The 15215-nt window shown below is 44.9% G+C and carries 18 protein-coding genes; 12 read left to right on the plus strand and 6 right to left on the minus strand.

What is annotated here, in order from left to right:
- Positions 1 to 63: 63 nt before the first annotated feature.
- The 4 genes from LDX50_RS14535 (at position 64) to LDX50_RS14550 (ending at position 2839) form a co-directional block, all read left to right on the plus strand.
- Entirely contained in the window at positions 64 to 1092 is a 1029-nt protein-coding gene (locus LDX50_RS14535) for a sensor histidine kinase (RefSeq protein WP_225698026.1), read from the plus strand.
- A complete protein-coding gene (locus LDX50_RS14540; protein ID WP_225698027.1) occupies positions 1073 to 1825 on the plus strand; it encodes a LytR/AlgR family response regulator transcription factor in 753 nt (250 codons plus the stop codon). The genes LDX50_RS14535 and LDX50_RS14540 overlap by 20 nt, the downstream gene beginning before the upstream one ends.
- 91 nt (positions 1826 to 1916) lie before the next feature.
- On the plus strand, positions 1917 to 2264 hold the full coding sequence (locus LDX50_RS14545; protein WP_225698028.1) for a hypothetical protein: 348 nt from the start codon (positions 1917 to 1919) through the stop codon (positions 2262 to 2264).
- On the plus strand, positions 2261 to 2839 hold the full coding sequence (locus tag LDX50_RS14550; RefSeq protein WP_225698029.1) for a DUF4082 domain-containing protein: 579 nt from the start codon (positions 2261 to 2263) through the stop codon (positions 2837 to 2839). Before LDX50_RS14545 ends, LDX50_RS14550 begins: the two co-directional genes overlap by 4 nt.
- On the opposite strand, the gene LDX50_RS14555 is transcribed toward LDX50_RS14550, so the two are convergent.
- From LDX50_RS14555 to LDX50_RS14565, 3 genes are read right to left on the minus strand one after another with little or no spacing between them, the layout of a single operon-like run.
- Complete coding sequence (locus tag LDX50_RS14555) at positions 2802 to 5066, minus strand: TonB-dependent receptor (RefSeq protein WP_225698030.1); 2265 nt, start codon at positions 5064 to 5066, stop codon at positions 2802 to 2804. The genes LDX50_RS14550 and LDX50_RS14555 overlap by 38 nt on opposite strands.
- Before the next feature lie 5 nt (positions 5067 to 5071).
- Complete coding sequence (locus LDX50_RS14560) at positions 5072 to 5464, minus strand: c-type cytochrome (RefSeq protein WP_225698031.1); 393 nt, start codon at positions 5462 to 5464, stop codon at positions 5072 to 5074.
- Positions 5461 to 6570 carry a PQQ-dependent sugar dehydrogenase gene (locus tag LDX50_RS14565; RefSeq protein ID WP_225698032.1) on the minus strand — a complete coding sequence of 370 codons (1110 nt, stop codon included), beginning with the start codon at positions 6568 to 6570 and terminating at the stop codon, positions 5461 to 5463. Before LDX50_RS14565 ends, LDX50_RS14560 begins: the two co-directional genes overlap by 4 nt.
- A gap of 329 nt (positions 6571 to 6899) precedes the next feature.
- Between LDX50_RS14565 and LDX50_RS14570 the strand changes: the two genes are divergently transcribed.
- On the plus strand, positions 6900 to 7373 hold the full coding sequence (locus LDX50_RS14570; protein WP_225698033.1) for a TlpA family protein disulfide reductase: 474 nt from the start codon (positions 6900 to 6902) through the stop codon (positions 7371 to 7373).
- Between the two features lie 66 nt (positions 7374 to 7439).
- On the plus strand, positions 7440 to 8072 hold the full coding sequence (locus LDX50_RS14575; RefSeq protein WP_225698034.1) for a potassium channel family protein: 633 nt from the start codon (positions 7440 to 7442) through the stop codon (positions 8070 to 8072).
- An 11-nt stretch (positions 8073 to 8083) separates the two neighbouring features.
- On the opposite strand, the gene LDX50_RS14580 is transcribed toward LDX50_RS14575, so the two are convergent.
- Positions 8084 to 9067 (minus strand): DUF1028 domain-containing protein, encoded by a 984-nt coding sequence (locus LDX50_RS14580; RefSeq protein ID WP_225698035.1) that lies wholly within the window; start codon positions 9065 to 9067, stop codon positions 8084 to 8086.
- 100 nt (positions 9068 to 9167) lie between these two features.
- Here LDX50_RS14580 and LDX50_RS14585 point away from each other — a divergent pair, with 100 nt between their 5' ends.
- Together LDX50_RS14585 and murB are read left to right on the plus strand one after the other, a co-directional pair.
- Positions 9168 to 9599: a hypothetical protein gene (locus LDX50_RS14585; protein ID WP_225698036.1), complete on the plus strand. Its 432-nt coding sequence runs from the start codon at positions 9168 to 9170 to the stop codon at positions 9597 to 9599.
- 102 nt (positions 9600 to 9701) lie between these two features.
- A complete protein-coding gene (gene murB / locus LDX50_RS14590; RefSeq protein ID WP_225698037.1) occupies positions 9702 to 10715 on the plus strand; it encodes a UDP-N-acetylmuramate dehydrogenase in 1014 nt (337 codons plus the stop codon).
- On the opposite strand, the gene LDX50_RS14595 is transcribed toward murB, so the two are convergent.
- A complete protein-coding gene (locus tag LDX50_RS14595; protein ID WP_225698038.1) occupies positions 10716 to 11198 on the minus strand; it encodes a deoxycytidylate deaminase in 483 nt (160 codons plus the stop codon).
- A 79-nt stretch (positions 11199 to 11277) separates the two neighbouring features.
- On the opposite strand from LDX50_RS14595, the gene LDX50_RS14600 reads away from it, so the two are divergent.
- The 4 genes from LDX50_RS14600 (at position 11278) to LDX50_RS14615 (ending at position 14074) form a co-directional block, all read left to right on the plus strand.
- Positions 11278 to 11811: a DUF2911 domain-containing protein gene (locus LDX50_RS14600; protein ID WP_225698039.1), complete on the plus strand. Its 534-nt coding sequence runs from the start codon at positions 11278 to 11280 to the stop codon at positions 11809 to 11811.
- Positions 11812 to 11818: 7 nt separating this feature from the next.
- Positions 11819 to 12133, plus strand: coding sequence for an Mpo1-like protein (locus tag LDX50_RS14605; RefSeq protein ID WP_225698040.1), 315 nt, complete (start codon positions 11819 to 11821; stop codon positions 12131 to 12133).
- A 22-nt stretch (positions 12134 to 12155) separates the two neighbouring features.
- Positions 12156 to 13118 carry an AraC family transcriptional regulator gene (locus LDX50_RS14610; protein ID WP_225698041.1) on the plus strand — a complete coding sequence of 321 codons (963 nt, stop codon included), beginning with the start codon at positions 12156 to 12158 and terminating at the stop codon, positions 13116 to 13118.
- Positions 13119 to 13186: 68 nt separating this feature from the next.
- Entirely contained in the window at positions 13187 to 14074 is an 888-nt protein-coding gene (locus tag LDX50_RS14615; protein ID WP_225698042.1) for a tetratricopeptide repeat protein, read from the plus strand.
- Here the strand turns inward: LDX50_RS14615 and LDX50_RS14620 are convergent.
- Positions 14071 to 15204 (minus strand): PQQ-dependent sugar dehydrogenase, encoded by a 1134-nt coding sequence (locus LDX50_RS14620; protein ID WP_225698043.1) that lies wholly within the window; start codon positions 15202 to 15204, stop codon positions 14071 to 14073. The two genes, LDX50_RS14615 and LDX50_RS14620, sit on opposite strands and share 4 nt — an antisense overlap.
- Positions 15205 to 15215 lie beyond the last annotated feature (11 nt).

Raw genomic sequence — 15215 nt, forward strand, 5'->3', positions numbered from 1 at the left:
TCAAAATGAAAATATGGGAAAAGCGCGGTCAATCCGCGCTTTTCCCTATTTTTAATTTCAATTATGTTCACAAATCCATACAGATATCTTTTTATCCTGCTACTGGCTGTATATTCCTACCTGAATATACTGTTTACGGAAGGGGATAAATTATTCGGGTTTCGACCGAGTCCGCTGTTATTCTTCGGAATAATCCTCGGCATGGTATATCTGATATGGGAAGGAAACCGGCTCATCGAAAAACGACTGTCAATACTTCAGTCGATCCGTGTTCATCCATTACTTAAGTTCTATCTGATCAGCCTTTTTTGGGTTTTGATGATTGGGTTTGCCGTCACCGGAATACTTCAGATCACTCACCAGCTATCAGAAGATGCCTTTCTTACATTAAAATTATCACTTGGTTTCGCATTCAGGGTTAACCTGTTTCTGCACTGTGTTAATGCGATTGTTTATTTCATGAATCAGAGTCGTGTCAACCAGCTTGAAAAAGAAGGTTTGCTCAAAGAAACGGCTGAAGCCCGCTTTGAAGCTTTGCGTAATCAGGTAAATCCACATTTTCTATTCAATAGTTTCAATGTACTCAATACACTGGTACACAAAGATCCTGACACTGCTTCAAAGTTTATTCAACAATTAAGCAAGGTATATCGCTACCTGCTCAATAACCAAACCAGCAAGGTGGTTCCACTCAAATCCGAACTGGAGTTCCTTGATGCCTATATATTTCTTCTAAAAATTCGTTTCGGTGAAAATCTGCAAATTCAAAATGAGATTGAGAACACCGTCGGGCAAAACTATATCGCTCCGGCAACGCTGCAGATGCTCATTGAAAACGCAATCAAACATAATATTGTCTCGAAAGCAGACCCGCTCCAAATCAGATTGTTTCGAAATGGAGAATATTATGTAGTGGAAAATAACGTTCAGTTGAAACCGGTCCCTGAGGAGTCAACCAATACCGGACTCAGAAATATTCGACAGCGCTATGAGTTTTTATGTGGAGAAAATGCGGTAATCGTTCAATCTGATGGGAAATTCGTTGTAAAAATACCTATTTTGGACGTTGAAGATGAAAATTCTAATCGTTGAAGATGAGGAACTGGCTGCAGAACGCCTGCAGGAAATGGTCAACACGTATGATCCGTCTATTGAAATTCACGGACCCCTGGATACCATTAAGGAAGCCGTCCGGTTTCTTCAGAAAAATCACGAATCCATCGACCTGATCCTGTTGGATATCCAGCTTGCCGATGGTAAAAGCTTCGAGATATTCAATCAAATTCAGTTCAATAACCCGGTAATATTCACAACAGCTTACGATGAGTACGCGATTGACGCGTTTCGTCTGAATAGCATTGATTATCTGTTGAAGCCTATTTCAACGGAAGACCTTAAAAAGGCACTGGACAAATTTTTTAATGTCCAGAAAAGTCAGACCCCTTTTATTTCCCGTGAACTAATTCAAACTATCCTATCCAAGCGCAAGTTCAAAGAACGTTTCCTGGTGAAAGCAGGGCAGCGTATGTATTTCAGGGAAACCCCGGAAATTGACCATTTCTTTGCCGATGACAAGCTTTGCTATCTTACAGATCTTGAAGGTAAAAAATTCCTGATCGATCATACGCTGGAACAACTGGAGGATCTGCTGGATCCCGATATGTTTTTCAGAGTGAACCGGTCGGCAATTGTACAATTGCAGGCCATTCGCGAGATCCGTCAAATCAACGGTAATCGTCTTCAAATCTTTACAAAAACCGGAACGGGTGATCACCTGATCGTCAGCCGCTCACGGGTGCCCAATTTTAAGTCATGGCTTGAGTAGCACCCGGTGAATTGTCTTTCGGTTATTCAATCAACAATAAATTAGTGTCTCAAATATTTTCAAACATCACGGAATGATTTAATTTGGTGATATGAAAATACAGCTTGTGCTTACAACGATCATATTATTATTTGTGGCTGGGCCAGTAATGTCTCAAACCCAGGATCGACTGGACTCGCTCAAACAAGAGATCATACACTTACAGGCAGAAGTGGATAATATCAACCTGAATCTGGAAAAATCCCGGACAAAATTTCAGAAAGGCATCCTCATTGCGACAATTGGATACACGGTGACCATTGCAGGAGGATTGATGCTGGGAAGGGAAAATGACAGTCTCGGACAGGTATTGCTTATTACCGGCGGGGTTACCGGCATCACAGGAACCTATATGATGGTTGATGCATTTAAATTTTTAGGAAGAAGCAGAAAGGAATGAAGAATTTGAAGTGGGTTTGTGGGGTGATAGCCCTGGTTGCTGCTGGTTTTTTTGCATCATGCAATGACGGAATAGAATTACCCGAACTCACTGGTGAATATCCTATTGTTGAGGTTGCACGCCCCCTGGCTATCCGTGATACCGTACAAAACGAATTGGGCAGATTTGAAATGGGCTATGAATTTATACCCCGGGTCGATGGTCAGTTTCAATCCATCACCGGCGTATTACCTAAAACAGCCACCTATAAGATCACCCTGTGGGATGCCTTTTCGAAAGAAATCATTCAATTCTGGGAAATACAGTATTTTGAAAACATTTACCAGGAAGTATTTATTGATGAGCCGGTTGATCTAACCGCCGGAAAATCCTACATGCTCACCATCAATACGATTAATTGGTATGATTATGAGCCTCCTGCCGTTGGAACGATTTTCCCCCAAACCATCGGGAACGTGGAAATTGTTCGGTTTGGACTGAAAGAAGCATTTCAAACAGAGTACCCTACACAGTTCTATGATAATCAAATGTGGGGGCTTATTGATTTTCGCTTCGAACCCTTCCGGGTTGATTAAATAATATTCGTATCCCACCAAAGTAGTTTCGTTCTGCCGCAGGGTTAAAGTACCGGCTTCCAAAAGCATTAAGATCATTCCCGAGCGAATAGGATCGGTTCAGCAGATTGTCAACCCCGCCAAAAATGGCCAGTGACAACTTGTTATTCAATTTCATTGTCCACTGAAGATTTAGCTGGAGAAGGTCGACTTTTTTAGAAAACACCGTATTGGCATCATTCAAAGGAATTACGGAAACATGCTGATAATTCAAATCTGCCTGGAGATTTCTGAATATCCGGGCTGTAAGCCAAACGTTCAATGACAAATCAGGAGTTCCGGTAAGACTATTATCGCTGAAATCGGTGTTTTCACCATTGGCCACACGAACATATTCCAGGAAAGTAAACCGGTACCAGGTGACAGCAGTTTTAAGATAGAGATAGTTTAACAGCGCGCTATTATTTTCAATCAGGCGCAGGCCACTCAAAACTTCAAGTCCGGCATGCCCGGTTTTACCGGCATTTGTAAAGGTACTGGTCCCATTTGCATCGATCTGACTAACAATCGTATTACGCTGACGCATGTAAAAAGCATTCAGGTCTATTGCCAGTCGTTCATTAAAGAAATTACCACGGAACCCAATTTCAAAATTGTGAGCAATCTCGGATTTCAGATCGGTATTGATGCTGGCATCACTGGTACGGACCTCATCCAGTCCGGGAGGTGAAAAACCTTGTCCGTACGACCCATGGATCGAAAAATCCCCCAACTTTCGAACTACTGACACACGCGGAGAAAAAATGACATCAAAGGGCCTTTCCAGCGTATAGCTGCTGTCAAGCCCGGCGTCTCTGAGGCGGTTAAAATTATACGAAAGATGGTTTATACTCCCGGCCAGGCTAAAGTGCCAGTTATCCCGGGCATAAGAAACCTGAAGATATTCAAAACCTGTAAATTGTCGGTTCTCATCGGCGTATCTCAGTGTATCGGGAAATCCCTGTGCATTGCCAAAATTATCCGCGGTTGCTGTACCCCACTGCCATTCTCCACCGATCGTAAATCGCACTGGTCCGGCATCCTGGTTAAAACGGGTTCGGATTCCCCCTCCTCCCAGGTTCTCAAACTCATAATTGGTAATGAATGGATTTCGTTTTGAAGAGCTTGAAAAGAATACCTGTGTTTGATTGGACCCTTTATCCCAGGAAATTGAATGGTCCACCCCTGCCAGCAAATATTGCTGATCAATCAGACTGTTTTGGGACACTGCAGCCGTTCGTGCCATCGTAGGATCTTCTTCAGCCTGTTCTTCAGTTAGCCCTCCCGGCAATTGATAGAAAAGATCTGCCGCAAGCAGGTGGTACCCCAACTTCTGACGGTCTGATATATGTACCGTTCCGCTTAGCACAATATTTCCTCTTTCAGAGCGGGAATGGTCACGATAACCTTCGGAAGTAAGTTTAGAGGCTTGCAGCTGAATGGAGTGTTCTTTACTTACGAATGACACCCCGGCCTGAAGCCTTCTCATCTGATAGCTTCCAACAGTGAGGGCTGCCTCTGCCGCTAACCCCGGTTCAGAACCTGCTTCATTTTCCATTAAAATAACACCTCCGATTCCGGCTCCGTAACTGCTGCCGGCAGGCCCGCGAATGATCTGCACATTTCCCAACTGCTCAAGTGCGAGCATGTTGAGCGGCGTATTCCCTGTCGGTTCCGTCAAAGGAATATTGTTCCAGTATACCTTTACATTCCTCACGCCAAACGGTGACCGCAATGTACTGCCACGAATATTGATGCGGTAGCTTGCCGGTGACCGTTGTTCCATTCGTACTCCTGCCAGGCTGTTCAATGCGGTAACGGGAGTTACAGCGGAAAATGTTGATATCTCCTTGCCTGGAAGGAACGAATACCCGCCGGCCACTTCCTTTAACGACACAGGTTCCTGGTAGCCCTGAATCACAACTGTGGGTAAAACTTCAAGCCGTGGAGTCAGATACAGCCTGGATGAAGCTGATTGAATATCAGAAATTTCAAGAGGTTCATAACCGACATGACGAATTACGCATACACCACTGGCAATTTGCATATATCCTTCTTCATCGGCTATTGATGAAAAGCCATTATCACATTGAATCGTCGCTCCTGCAATTGGAAGATTGGTACGATTGTCAAGGATCTGAATGCGCGACTGCCCGTACAGCGCGGCTGAAAATAATACAAAAAGAAAAATGGGAAGACTCCTGATCATACCGATTACTGATCCACGGCCTTTACCTGTTCAGGAGAAATATAATCATGGCTGTTGCCCCAGGAATTCAGAACATAATTCAATACGTCGGCCACTTCGGGGTCCGTCAGCTGCTGTGAGGTCATAATCGAATTATACGTTTTACCATTTACCACGATTTCGCCCTGCAGACCAAATTTAACCGCATGAATACCTCTGGTGATGTCCTCGAGAAGATAATCCGATTTCGCAAGCGGCGGAAACGCTCCAGGGATTCCTTCTCCGTTGGCCTGATGACAGGCGATACACAGCTGGTTGTAAATTTCCTTTCCCCGCTCCATGCTTTTCACCTTTTTCTGGTCCTGCCAGGTGAACGAAAGAAGGACTACCGACAAGATAAGAACTGCAAAAACTCTCATGATTTTTCTGGTATAATTCTGAATATTCCTTTTCCCTCTACAAGTATGTAAATATAACCATCCGGCCCTTCTTTCACCTCCCTGATCCGGCCAATACCCTCAAGCATCTTTTCCTTCGAAACAACCTTGAGCCCATCGAGTACCACGCGCTCAAGGTAACCAAATTTGAGTGAACCAACCAATGCATGCCCCTTCCACTCCGGATAACGGTCACTCTCCACGATAATCAATGAGCTTGGTGCTATGGACGGTACCCAGTACGTAAGGGGTTGCTCCATGCCTTCCCTTTTCGTTTCTTCAGTTATAATCGTGCCGTCATAATTTTTCCCATATGTAATCTCCGGCCAGCCGTAGTTAGCTCCTTTTTTTATAAGATTCAGTTCATCCCCACCCATCGGACCATGTTCAGTTTCAAGCATAACTCCAAGTGATTTATGCCAGGCTAAACCCTGCGGATTCCGGTGGCCCCATGACCAGATTTCCGGTCTTGCCGATGTTTCACCCACGAATGGATTGTCCTCCGGGATTTTTCCGTCATCAAATAACCTTACAATACTTCCGGAAGTTACCGAAAGATCCTGGGCGTTCTTTGAATCACCTCGTTCGCCAAGGGATAAAAATAAATACCCCTTATCATCAAATTCTATCCGCCCCCCAAAATGCTGCCGCCTTGTGCTGTTGGGCGTGGATCGAAATAATTCCTGTAGTTCTGTAATACGGTTTCCATCGATTTTTACACGGATCAGCACTGTATTTCCTCCATCGCCGTCCTGTTCACCGGAATATGTAATGTAAACCCAACCATTATTCTCATAATCAGGGTGCAATTCCAGGTCCATCAGACCGCCCTGTCCGCGTACATAGACTTCAGGTAATCCTTCGACTTCATTTCGGTCGCCTCCCTTGATTCGATACAGTTTACCGGAACGTTCAGTAACCAGCATAGCGCCATCTTCCAGCCAGACAACGCCCCAGGGAACTCCGCTCAGGCCTTCAACCTGCTGCAGTTCAAAAGATATTTTTCCCGAGCTGTATCGCTTTTCATCCTGCGCCTGCAGGCTTAAAAAAAATGCAGTTAGTATAATTACGGTAAAACAGGATTTCATTTAGCTAGTTTTTCTATTTAACCCGAAGCAAGAGTAACATGTTATGACATTATTAGGCATCCTTTTTTCTATTTGTTTAAAAATACATATAATCCGTTATGCGTGAAACCTTTTTAAATAATTGGGCCGAGGCATCACTCACGTCATTGGGGTTCTTTTGGATGGCATTTTGGGCATTTGGACCGGGATATCTCATTAGCAGTTTAATTCGGGTTTGTAACCACGCCCAGGCGGCCGATCGCGGTAAAACAGAAGCATTGCTGAAATATTTAGCCTGGGGGTGCTACCTTTGGCTGGCTACCGCAATGGTAATTAAATTTATCCTATAAATGAGAACAAGTTCATTCATCATAATGGCCGCTATGGTATTCGCTTGTAATACCGGGCTGAGATCTGATTTCCTTGACAAACTTGAATTACAAACCCTGGATGCCTGGTCCGCACAATTGCCGGGTGACGAAAACACATTTTATCTGATCAATTTCTGGGCTACCTGGTGTAAACCATGCATCCGTGAAATACCAGCCCTCCTCGAGCTTGAGAAAAACTTAGCCGGTGAGGGATTAAAGCTCATATTTATTTCCAACGAGGATGGAAAAAAGGTCGAATCCTTCATCAATAACCGCGAACTTGGGATTTCCAGCTTTCTGATGCCTTCGGCTATAGAAACATATGAACTGCTTTATTTGCCGACCACCTACCTTATCAGCCCGGACGGTCAGATTCTTCTGAAGCAGGAAGGTGAACAGGCGTGGGACGAACCCGTTATGATTGATAAAATCCGTCGGTTGATTTCCGAATGATTATCTGAGAGGTGAAAATTTGATAAATTTTTGTAAAATAAATCTTCATTGAACCCGAACCAATATATGGCAACACCCAAGAAGATCTGGAGTATACTTTTAATGGCTGAAATATTCATTCTGGCATTTGTTTCCGGGTTTATGCCGGTGAAACTAATTACCGGACTAAATGCGCTGATGTTCATCCTGATTTATTTTACCTCGGCGATGTCCATTTCCACCCTGAATAAGAAATTCTTTATCCTCGTCTGGATAAGCATGGGCCTTCAAATCCTCTCCCAGCTATTTGATTACAATGAATTCGTTGTAACGATGCAGATTGTTAATATTTTCTTCTTCTCGGCGATTGTCGGACTGTTAATTAACAGGATCGCCCGCGCTAAAAGCATCACGGAATCAGTGATCTTCGAGGCCATTAATGGCTATCTTCTTCTGGGGGTATTGTTTGCCGCCATGGTCGGACTGATGTTTCGTTTTGATCCCACTTCCTTCAGCTTCAACAATATAAGTGAAGTGCGAAATAATGAATTCATTTATTTCAGTTTCGTAACAATAACAACCCTTGGATACGGTGATGTTTTACCTGTCCAGCCCTATGCCAAATCACTGGCTATGCTTGCCGCAGTAACCGGACAGCTTTATCTAACTATAATTATTGCTCTTTTGGTCGGTAAATATTCGAATCAGCTGACGCAATAATGTTACTTCAATTATTGTTTCAGAATCGCTTTGAGTTGATCTTCCCCTACCTGTAAAAGGCCGGATGCCGGCAGGCGCCTGGTGAGTTCCTTCCAGTTTTTGTCTCCTTTGAATACTTCCCTGAACATTGGCAGTGCCTTCTCCAGATCACCATTGTTGGCAAGTGCAACGGCAGTCCAGTATTTCATTTCCAGGTTATCCGGAAACATTTTCTGGGCGGCCCCGTATTCGCTCAGTGCTTTGTCCATGTCGTTTACTTCAAGGGCCAAATCTCCTGCCGACATATGTTCATAGGCCCTGTATACCCGCAACAGGCGATCGAGTTCTACAAGTGGTTCCTCAGCATCATCCACGCGGAGATCAATCTGAGGATCCTCCCATGGCTTTACGTTTTTATCCCCACTTACCACCAGCAATGCCGCAGATTGCTTTCCGCGGATATCACCTCCCGCCTTCTGGGCAGCCTTCAGCGCCGAAACAACGCGCTCAGCCAGCGGCATTCCCTTCGATTTCTCAAAATCTTCAGCCATGGCATCCCATACTTCGTCTGTAAGCATCATATTCGCCTGAACCGAATAGCCCTCCCCGGTACGCATGCCCGCTTCCGATATACATTTTACCCCGGTATGTACAGCGACGTTTCCGTTGGCATCCACAATCGCCACCTGACGGAAGTCCCGCCCGTCATCATCTGACAGCAGAATATCGAGCGTTTGCTGCGCCGTTTTTCCCTCCTCGAGTAATTCGAGACCCCTCGGACCGAAACTGATGTTGGTAAATGACTGGGTAGCAATAGCTCCAACCCCTGCTTTAGCCCAGGAGACCGCCGTACCCACCGAAAACCAGTGACTTTGAACTCCAACCGCCATTTCGCCGGTTTCTGAATCACGCGCGACTATGGAAAAGGTATGCGCCAGTGGCTCTGATGATTTAAAAACCTGTCCGTTCACCGACAGACTTACGAGACTAAACAAGAATATTAAATAACGTTTCATTTTTTACTGGATATCAATCAATTATAAATAAAAAATCATGCTTTGTGTCCAAAAATTACTATATTCTGGCTACCAAACCAATAATCAACCTAATACAACTATGAGAAAACTAGTAATGCTTGCGGCACTGATGTGCTTTTGTTTATCTCCCCTGTTTTCACAGGACATGCAGCCGGAAAAATTTCCGGACTCAAAATTAATCCAGATCACCTACATGAAATTCCATCCGGGTAAAATGGGAAGGGCCATGGAAATAGTCCGGGACTATTTCATGAAGGCCTCCGTGCAATCCGGAACCCGCACACCCATGATGGCAGTCAATATGATGACCGGGGAATGGGATATGATGGTTGTCTGGGAAAGCGATATTTCTGACCTGGAATGGCGCAGATCGCCTGATGGCATTAAATGGCAGAAGGCACTCAATGAACTCGCCGGGGGCGCCGACAAAGCCCGTGAACTACAGGAGGAATATGGTTCTACGATAGCCGCCAGTACCTCAGATATGGGGCGAAAGAGAAACCTGAATTAAGGTAATGATCCAAAGGGCTGCTTTTTTAGCAGCCCTTTTTTATTAAGTATTCCATTTTTATCCGAAATTTAGCCTTCATTCATTTTTTAATTTACCGGCTGAATGCAAATCCAGAAAAACTTCCCGCTTCAGGGCTTCAATACGTTCGGGCTACCATCGGTTGCACAGGAATTTGTGCGATGCAATTCCATCGAAGATGTACAGGATGTGATAAAACAATTACATCCGGATCCGCTTTTCATCCTTGGTGGCGGAAGCAATATACTGCTTACGAGAGATATTGAAGGACTTGTTCTGAAAATGGATATCTCAGGAAAGGAGGTGCTTCATGAAAGCGATGAAGATGTAATTGTACGCGCCGGTGCCGGCGAGAACTGGCACGAATTTGTCATGTACGCGATCGATAATAACCTTGGTGGCATCGAGAACTTATCCCTGATACCGGGAACGGTTGGTGCGGCGCCCATGCAAAATATCGGGGCATATGGGGTGGAAATTGAACAGGTATTTGATCACCTTCGGGCTGTGGATCTAACCACAGGTGAAATTCGCACTTTTTTCAAGGAGGAATGCGATTTTGGATATCGCGAAAGTATTTTCAAAAAAGAAGCAAAGGGGAAATATATCATATGCGATGTGGCATTCAGGTTACGCAAGTTTCCGCATACACTGAACATATCCTACGGTGCCATCGGCGACACACTGCATCAAAAGGGCATCACTAACCCAACCATACGGGATGTTAGTAACGCTGTTATTGAAATCCGGAAAAGTAAACTGCCCGATCCGGCAGAAATCGGAAACTCAGGCAGTTTCTTCAAAAACCCCACCATTTCGGCTGAAATGTTCAACCGGCTGAAGGAAGAATTTAATGAATTGCCCGGATACAAGACAGATGATCATCAGGTCAAAGTTCCTGCGGCCTGGTTAATTGAGAAATGTGGCTGGAAAGGGCTTGTTCGTGATGGCATTGGCGTCCATAAAAACCAGGCACTTGTACTTGTAAATTACGGGTCAGGGAAAGGGGCCGACATTGAAAAGCTGGCATTTGAAATTCAGGCATCAGTTCGGGAACGGTTTGGTATCGAGCTGCAGCCTGAGGTAAACATCATATGATCAGATCATATGGGTAACATTATCCAGGTTGCCAGCATAACGAATCGTTTCCACACCGAATTTTTCCAGAAAGTCAACGCCCTCATCACTGCCAATTCCCTTATACTCGGCATATGAGTTCAGGTATACCACCTTGGTCACACCCATCGTGAAAATGATTCTTGCACACGCCAGGCACGGCGCCAGTGTCACATACAAGGTTGCTCCCTGAACTTCCGTCTTATTTTTCACCGCGTACAGGAGGGCATTTTGTTCTGCATGGATCGCCAGTGAACACCCACCCTTACTGTCACGCGGACATCCGGCTTCCGGCCATTCATCATCACAGTTATGAGTGCCTGCGGGAGGTCCGTTATACCCGATTGAAATAATACGCGTGTCTTTTGTGAGGACAGCCCCAACATGACGTTTGATGCAATGAGACCGCTTGGCGAGATTCACAGCAAGCTCCATATAGATATCATCGAAGTCGGGTTTATTCATGAATACAGGTGGATTTTCAGGTATAATATTTGTGTGGAAAGTTGCGTATATTTAGCCACAAATAAAAATAGAAAGCTCTATGAGAATCGTGCCTTTAGTTGTCATTCTGTCTTTTTTAACCCTACAGGTATTGGGCCAGGAAGCCGTAGCGCCCCGCCCCAGCCCTACCGCCATCGTTACGGTAAAATATGAAGACACGTATCTTAAAGTGACTTACAGTCAGCCTCATAAACGTGACCGCGCCGTATTTGGGGAGCTGGTTCCATACGGAGAAGTCTGGAGAACCGGAGCGAACGAGGCAACAGAGCTTACTGTTACAGAAGACATTGAAATCAATGGAAACAGGCTCAAAGCCGGAACTTATTCTTTATTCAGCATACCAGGTGAAAAGGAATGGACCATTATTCTGAACAGTGAACTGGGGCAATGGGGAAGTTATAATTATAATGAAGCCTCCGATGTGCTTCGATTCAATGTTCCGGTTCAAGCCCTTGAGAATGTCGTATGGGAACCATTTACAATTGCGTTCGAGCAAAACAACGAGAAAGCGGAAATGCGTCTCATGTGGGATCGGACCATGGTAGCCATCCCAATACAATTTCTTGATCACTAAATTCTGCATGGAAGACCGATTCAATTCTTTCCGGGAGTTCTACCCCTATTACCTTACAGAACATACGCATACAACATCGCGCATCCTTCACTTTACAGGCACGTTGCTGGTATTTGTATTACTGATTATGGCAATCTATTATGGTAACGGCTGGTTGCTGCTGGCAATTCCAGTCGTCGGTTACGGGTTTGCCTGGGTTGGACATTTCTTTTTTGAAAAGAATAAGCCCGCTACCTTCAGATATCCCCTATTCAGTCTTGCTTCAGATTTTAAACTATTCTTTGAACTCTTAACTGGCCGACAAAAATTCAAATCCTCCTGAAGGATTTTCCGTAAACCAAGATATGGATGCCGGCTGGAACTTCTGGACAGTTTTATTTCTTGTTATTGCAGGACAAGGATTATTACTCTCCGGACTGATCTATAAGCAAAAGCCGAAATTCAGATATTTTTCCCTTTCGATATTATTTTTTTCCTTCCTGCTTTTTTACTACGTCATATTCTGGTCTGGCAACATCCAGAACATGCCTCGCTGGATGGGAATTATGATGGGACTTCCCTATCTCATTGCGCCGCTCATGTACCGGCAAATCAGGACCATCGTCCTTTGGCGTCATTTATTGATATTTCCTTTATTCATGTCCTTTTATCTCCTTACGCTGTTATTGTCATTTCCTTCCTGGACATTTCAGCTTCAGGCCATAATTCAGTGTGTATTCCTGCTTACCTATGCAACAGCCGCAACTTTGAATGCTAGCACCAACATTAGCCGAAGGATCTCATGGCTCTTCCTCGGTTTTACCCTGGCACACCTCACCTATTATATCCTGGTATGGACGAATATTCTTACCCCACTTCGGGATTATTTTGTATCGCTCACAGGGGCCATATTCATGTACGGAAGTGCATACCTGGTTCTCTTCGGAAAGGAGAAGGAAGATATCCGGGATGACCTTCAGCTTAAAATGCGCAATATCCTTATTGAGCGCATTGAAGAAGAAAAACTATACCTGGATAATGAATTACGATTACAGTCATTGAGTGAAGCGACCGGATTCTCAATACACCAGATTTCGGAATTGATTAACAGCGGCGGTAAGAACTTTGCCGATCTTATCAACGGATACCGGGTTCAGGAAGCACGGCGTTTATTGCGAAGTCTTGAGGCTTCGCATATGTCAACGACCGAAATCGGATATGCCGCGGGCTTCAACAACAAGTCGTCATTCTACAAACATTTCAAGAAGGTGACAGGTGAATCTCCCATGCAATTCCGAAGCAGGTCGAATGTGGCATTCAGTAAATAGTATATTTTTATAATTTCAGACTTTGATCAATACTTAATTATGTTAATTGTGGCTAAACGTGTACAGCCATGAAAACATTACTGACTCTGATATTTTGCCTGATAACTACAGCAGCATTTAATCAAACTCCTGAAGCCGACCAATATCTCCGGAACAATGAATTTGAAAAGGCAGAAAAATTATATTTGTCCTATCTGGAAAACCACCCGGGGGATTCTATGGCAATGTTCAGATTAGGCCGGGCATATTCCGGACTTCAGCAATGGAGCAACGCAGAAATGTATTACAAGAAGGCTGCAGCCCATAATTTTCCAGTCTCTGCGACAGCCTTCCAGATAGCTCAAAATTATCTTCACCAGCAAAATAATCGGGAAGCCATGAAAGCCCTGAATGAAGGAGCTGCTGCCGGCATGAGGAATTATATCCGGCTCACCCAGGACCCTTTGTTCACAACACTGCATTCTCACCCGGACTGGCAACAGTTACTTGAAAAAGTAGAACTTAATACCTATCCGTGCCTGAGTCAACCTGAAGCTCGTCAGTTCGATTTCTGGATCGGATCCTGGGATGTTCACCTGAATGGGGCCAAGGTTGGGGAAAACCAGATTACCCGCGCCAACGGCGGGTGCGCCATCCACGAAAACTATACTACTTTTCCGCGGGATTATACCGGGCAAAGCATCAATTTCTATGATCCGCTGGAAAAACGGTGGCACCAGCACTGGGTTGGCAGTGGCGGCGATATAACCAACTATTACGAGACCGGAAAATCAGAAGGGGTACTTGAATTTACCGGTCAGATGATCAATGCCAGCGGCGTGGAGATCACCAACAGGATGACATTCACTCTGCTGGAAAATGGGAATGTCCGTCAACTGATTGAAACCTCCCTGGACAAAGGAAAGTCCTGGAGTTCTTCATTCGACGGACTTTATATTCCGCAGAAAAACGATTAGCCGTTGTAAGTGATCCGGTAAATCTTTCCGGCCTGATCATCGGATACCAGCAGGGACCCATCCGGCATTTCAAGAACATCAACTGGTCTGCCCCAGGATTCCTGCGTGTCGTCGTTGAGCCATCCGTCAATAAAAACACTGTGGCCTGTAGCTTCACCATTTTCAACAGAAACGCGCATCAGTCTGTAGCCGATCTTCTTGGAGCGGTTCCATGACCCATGTTGCGCAACGATAATATCACCCTTGAAATCAGCCGGAAACATATTTCCGCGGTAAAATTTCATACCCAGTGGTGCGGTATGTGCCTCAAAACGAACCTGTGGAGCGACAAAGTCATCGCAATTTCCTAATTCTCCGAATTCAGGATCGGAAAGATATCCGCCATGACAGAACGGATAACCGAAATGCTGGCCTGCTTCTGTAACCCGGTTCATTTCACAAGGGGGAATACTGTCTCCCAGGTTATCGCGGCCATTATCGGTGAACCAGAGATCTCCCGTTTCAGGGTTCCAGTCGAAACCTACTGAATTTCGAACGCCATGCGCAAAGACTTCAAGGCCTGTACCATCAGGATTCATACGTGTGATGGATGCAAAGATCTCATCATCCGGATTACAGATATTACAGGGTGCTCCTACCGGAACGTAGAGCTTGCCATCGTTGTCGAAGGCAATGTATTTCCAGCCATGATGCTTTTCAGTCGGGAATTCATCATAAATCACTTCCGGATCCGGAGGGGATGCCAGGTTACTTTCAATGTCTGAATATTTCAGAATTCTGTTCACCTCTGCTACATACAGATCCCCATCCCTGAATGCGACACCGTTAGGAAGTACAAGCCCGCTGTCTATCACATAAGTAATGTCACCTACAAAATCTCCGTCAGTATCCTGAACTGCATATACTTTGTCTCCACTACGGTTGCCCACATAAACTGTTCCCGACGGACTCAGCGCAAGCGAACGCGCGTTTTCAACGTTGGCGTAGGTATGTATTTCAAAACCATCAGGAAGATTCAAGGCAGCAAGCGCTTCTTCCGGTAACGGCGGCGCGGGCGCATCCACTTCTTCGGTTTCAGGTTTACAAGCTACAATAAGGACTGAGAGAAGGAATATATAATATCTTTTCATTTTAAATTTCA

It is taken from the genome of Fulvivirga sedimenti (assembly GCF_020328055.1).

Coding starts and splice junctions, on each gene's coding strand:
- LDX50_RS14535 (WP_225698026.1), top strand. CDS start 64: ATGTTCACAAATCCATACAGATATCTTTTTATCCTGCTACTGGCTGTA.
- LDX50_RS14540 (WP_225698027.1), top strand. CDS start 1,073: ATGAAAATTCTAATCGTTGAAGATGAGGAACTGGCTGCAGAACGCCTG.
- LDX50_RS14545 (WP_225698028.1), top strand. CDS start 1,917: ATGAAAATACAGCTTGTGCTTACAACGATCATATTATTATTTGTGGCT.
- LDX50_RS14550 (WP_225698029.1), top strand. CDS start 2,261: ATGAAGAATTTGAAGTGGGTTTGTGGGGTGATAGCCCTGGTTGCTGCT.
- LDX50_RS14555 (WP_225698030.1), bottom strand. CDS start 5,066: ATGATCAGGAGTCTTCCCATTTTTCTTTTTGTATTATTTTCAGCCGCG.
- LDX50_RS14560 (WP_225698031.1), bottom strand. CDS start 5,464: ATGAGAGTTTTTGCAGTTCTTATCTTGTCGGTAGTCCTTCTTTCGTTC.
- LDX50_RS14565 (WP_225698032.1), bottom strand. CDS start 6,570: ATGAAATCCTGTTTTACCGTAATTATACTAACTGCATTTTTTTTAAGC.
- LDX50_RS14570 (WP_225698033.1), top strand. CDS start 6,900: ATGAGAACAAGTTCATTCATCATAATGGCCGCTATGGTATTCGCTTGT.
- LDX50_RS14575 (WP_225698034.1), top strand. CDS start 7,440: ATGGCAACACCCAAGAAGATCTGGAGTATACTTTTAATGGCTGAAATA.
- LDX50_RS14580 (WP_225698035.1), bottom strand. CDS start 9,067: ATGAAACGTTATTTAATATTCTTGTTTAGTCTCGTAAGTCTGTCGGTG.
- LDX50_RS14585 (WP_225698036.1), top strand. CDS start 9,168: ATGAGAAAACTAGTAATGCTTGCGGCACTGATGTGCTTTTGTTTATCT.
- murB (WP_225698037.1), top strand. CDS start 9,702: ATGCAAATCCAGAAAAACTTCCCGCTTCAGGGCTTCAATACGTTCGGG.
- LDX50_RS14595 (WP_225698038.1), bottom strand. CDS start 11,198: ATGAATAAACCCGACTTCGATGATATCTATATGGAGCTTGCTGTGAAT.
- LDX50_RS14600 (WP_225698039.1), top strand. CDS start 11,278: ATGAGAATCGTGCCTTTAGTTGTCATTCTGTCTTTTTTAACCCTACAG.
- LDX50_RS14605 (WP_225698040.1), top strand. CDS start 11,819: ATGGAAGACCGATTCAATTCTTTCCGGGAGTTCTACCCCTATTACCTT.
- LDX50_RS14610 (WP_225698041.1), top strand. CDS start 12,156: ATGGATGCCGGCTGGAACTTCTGGACAGTTTTATTTCTTGTTATTGCA.
- LDX50_RS14615 (WP_225698042.1), top strand. CDS start 13,187: ATGAAAACATTACTGACTCTGATATTTTGCCTGATAACTACAGCAGCA.
- LDX50_RS14620 (WP_225698043.1), bottom strand. CDS start 15,204: ATGAAAAGATATTATATATTCCTTCTCTCAGTCCTTATTGTAGCTTGT.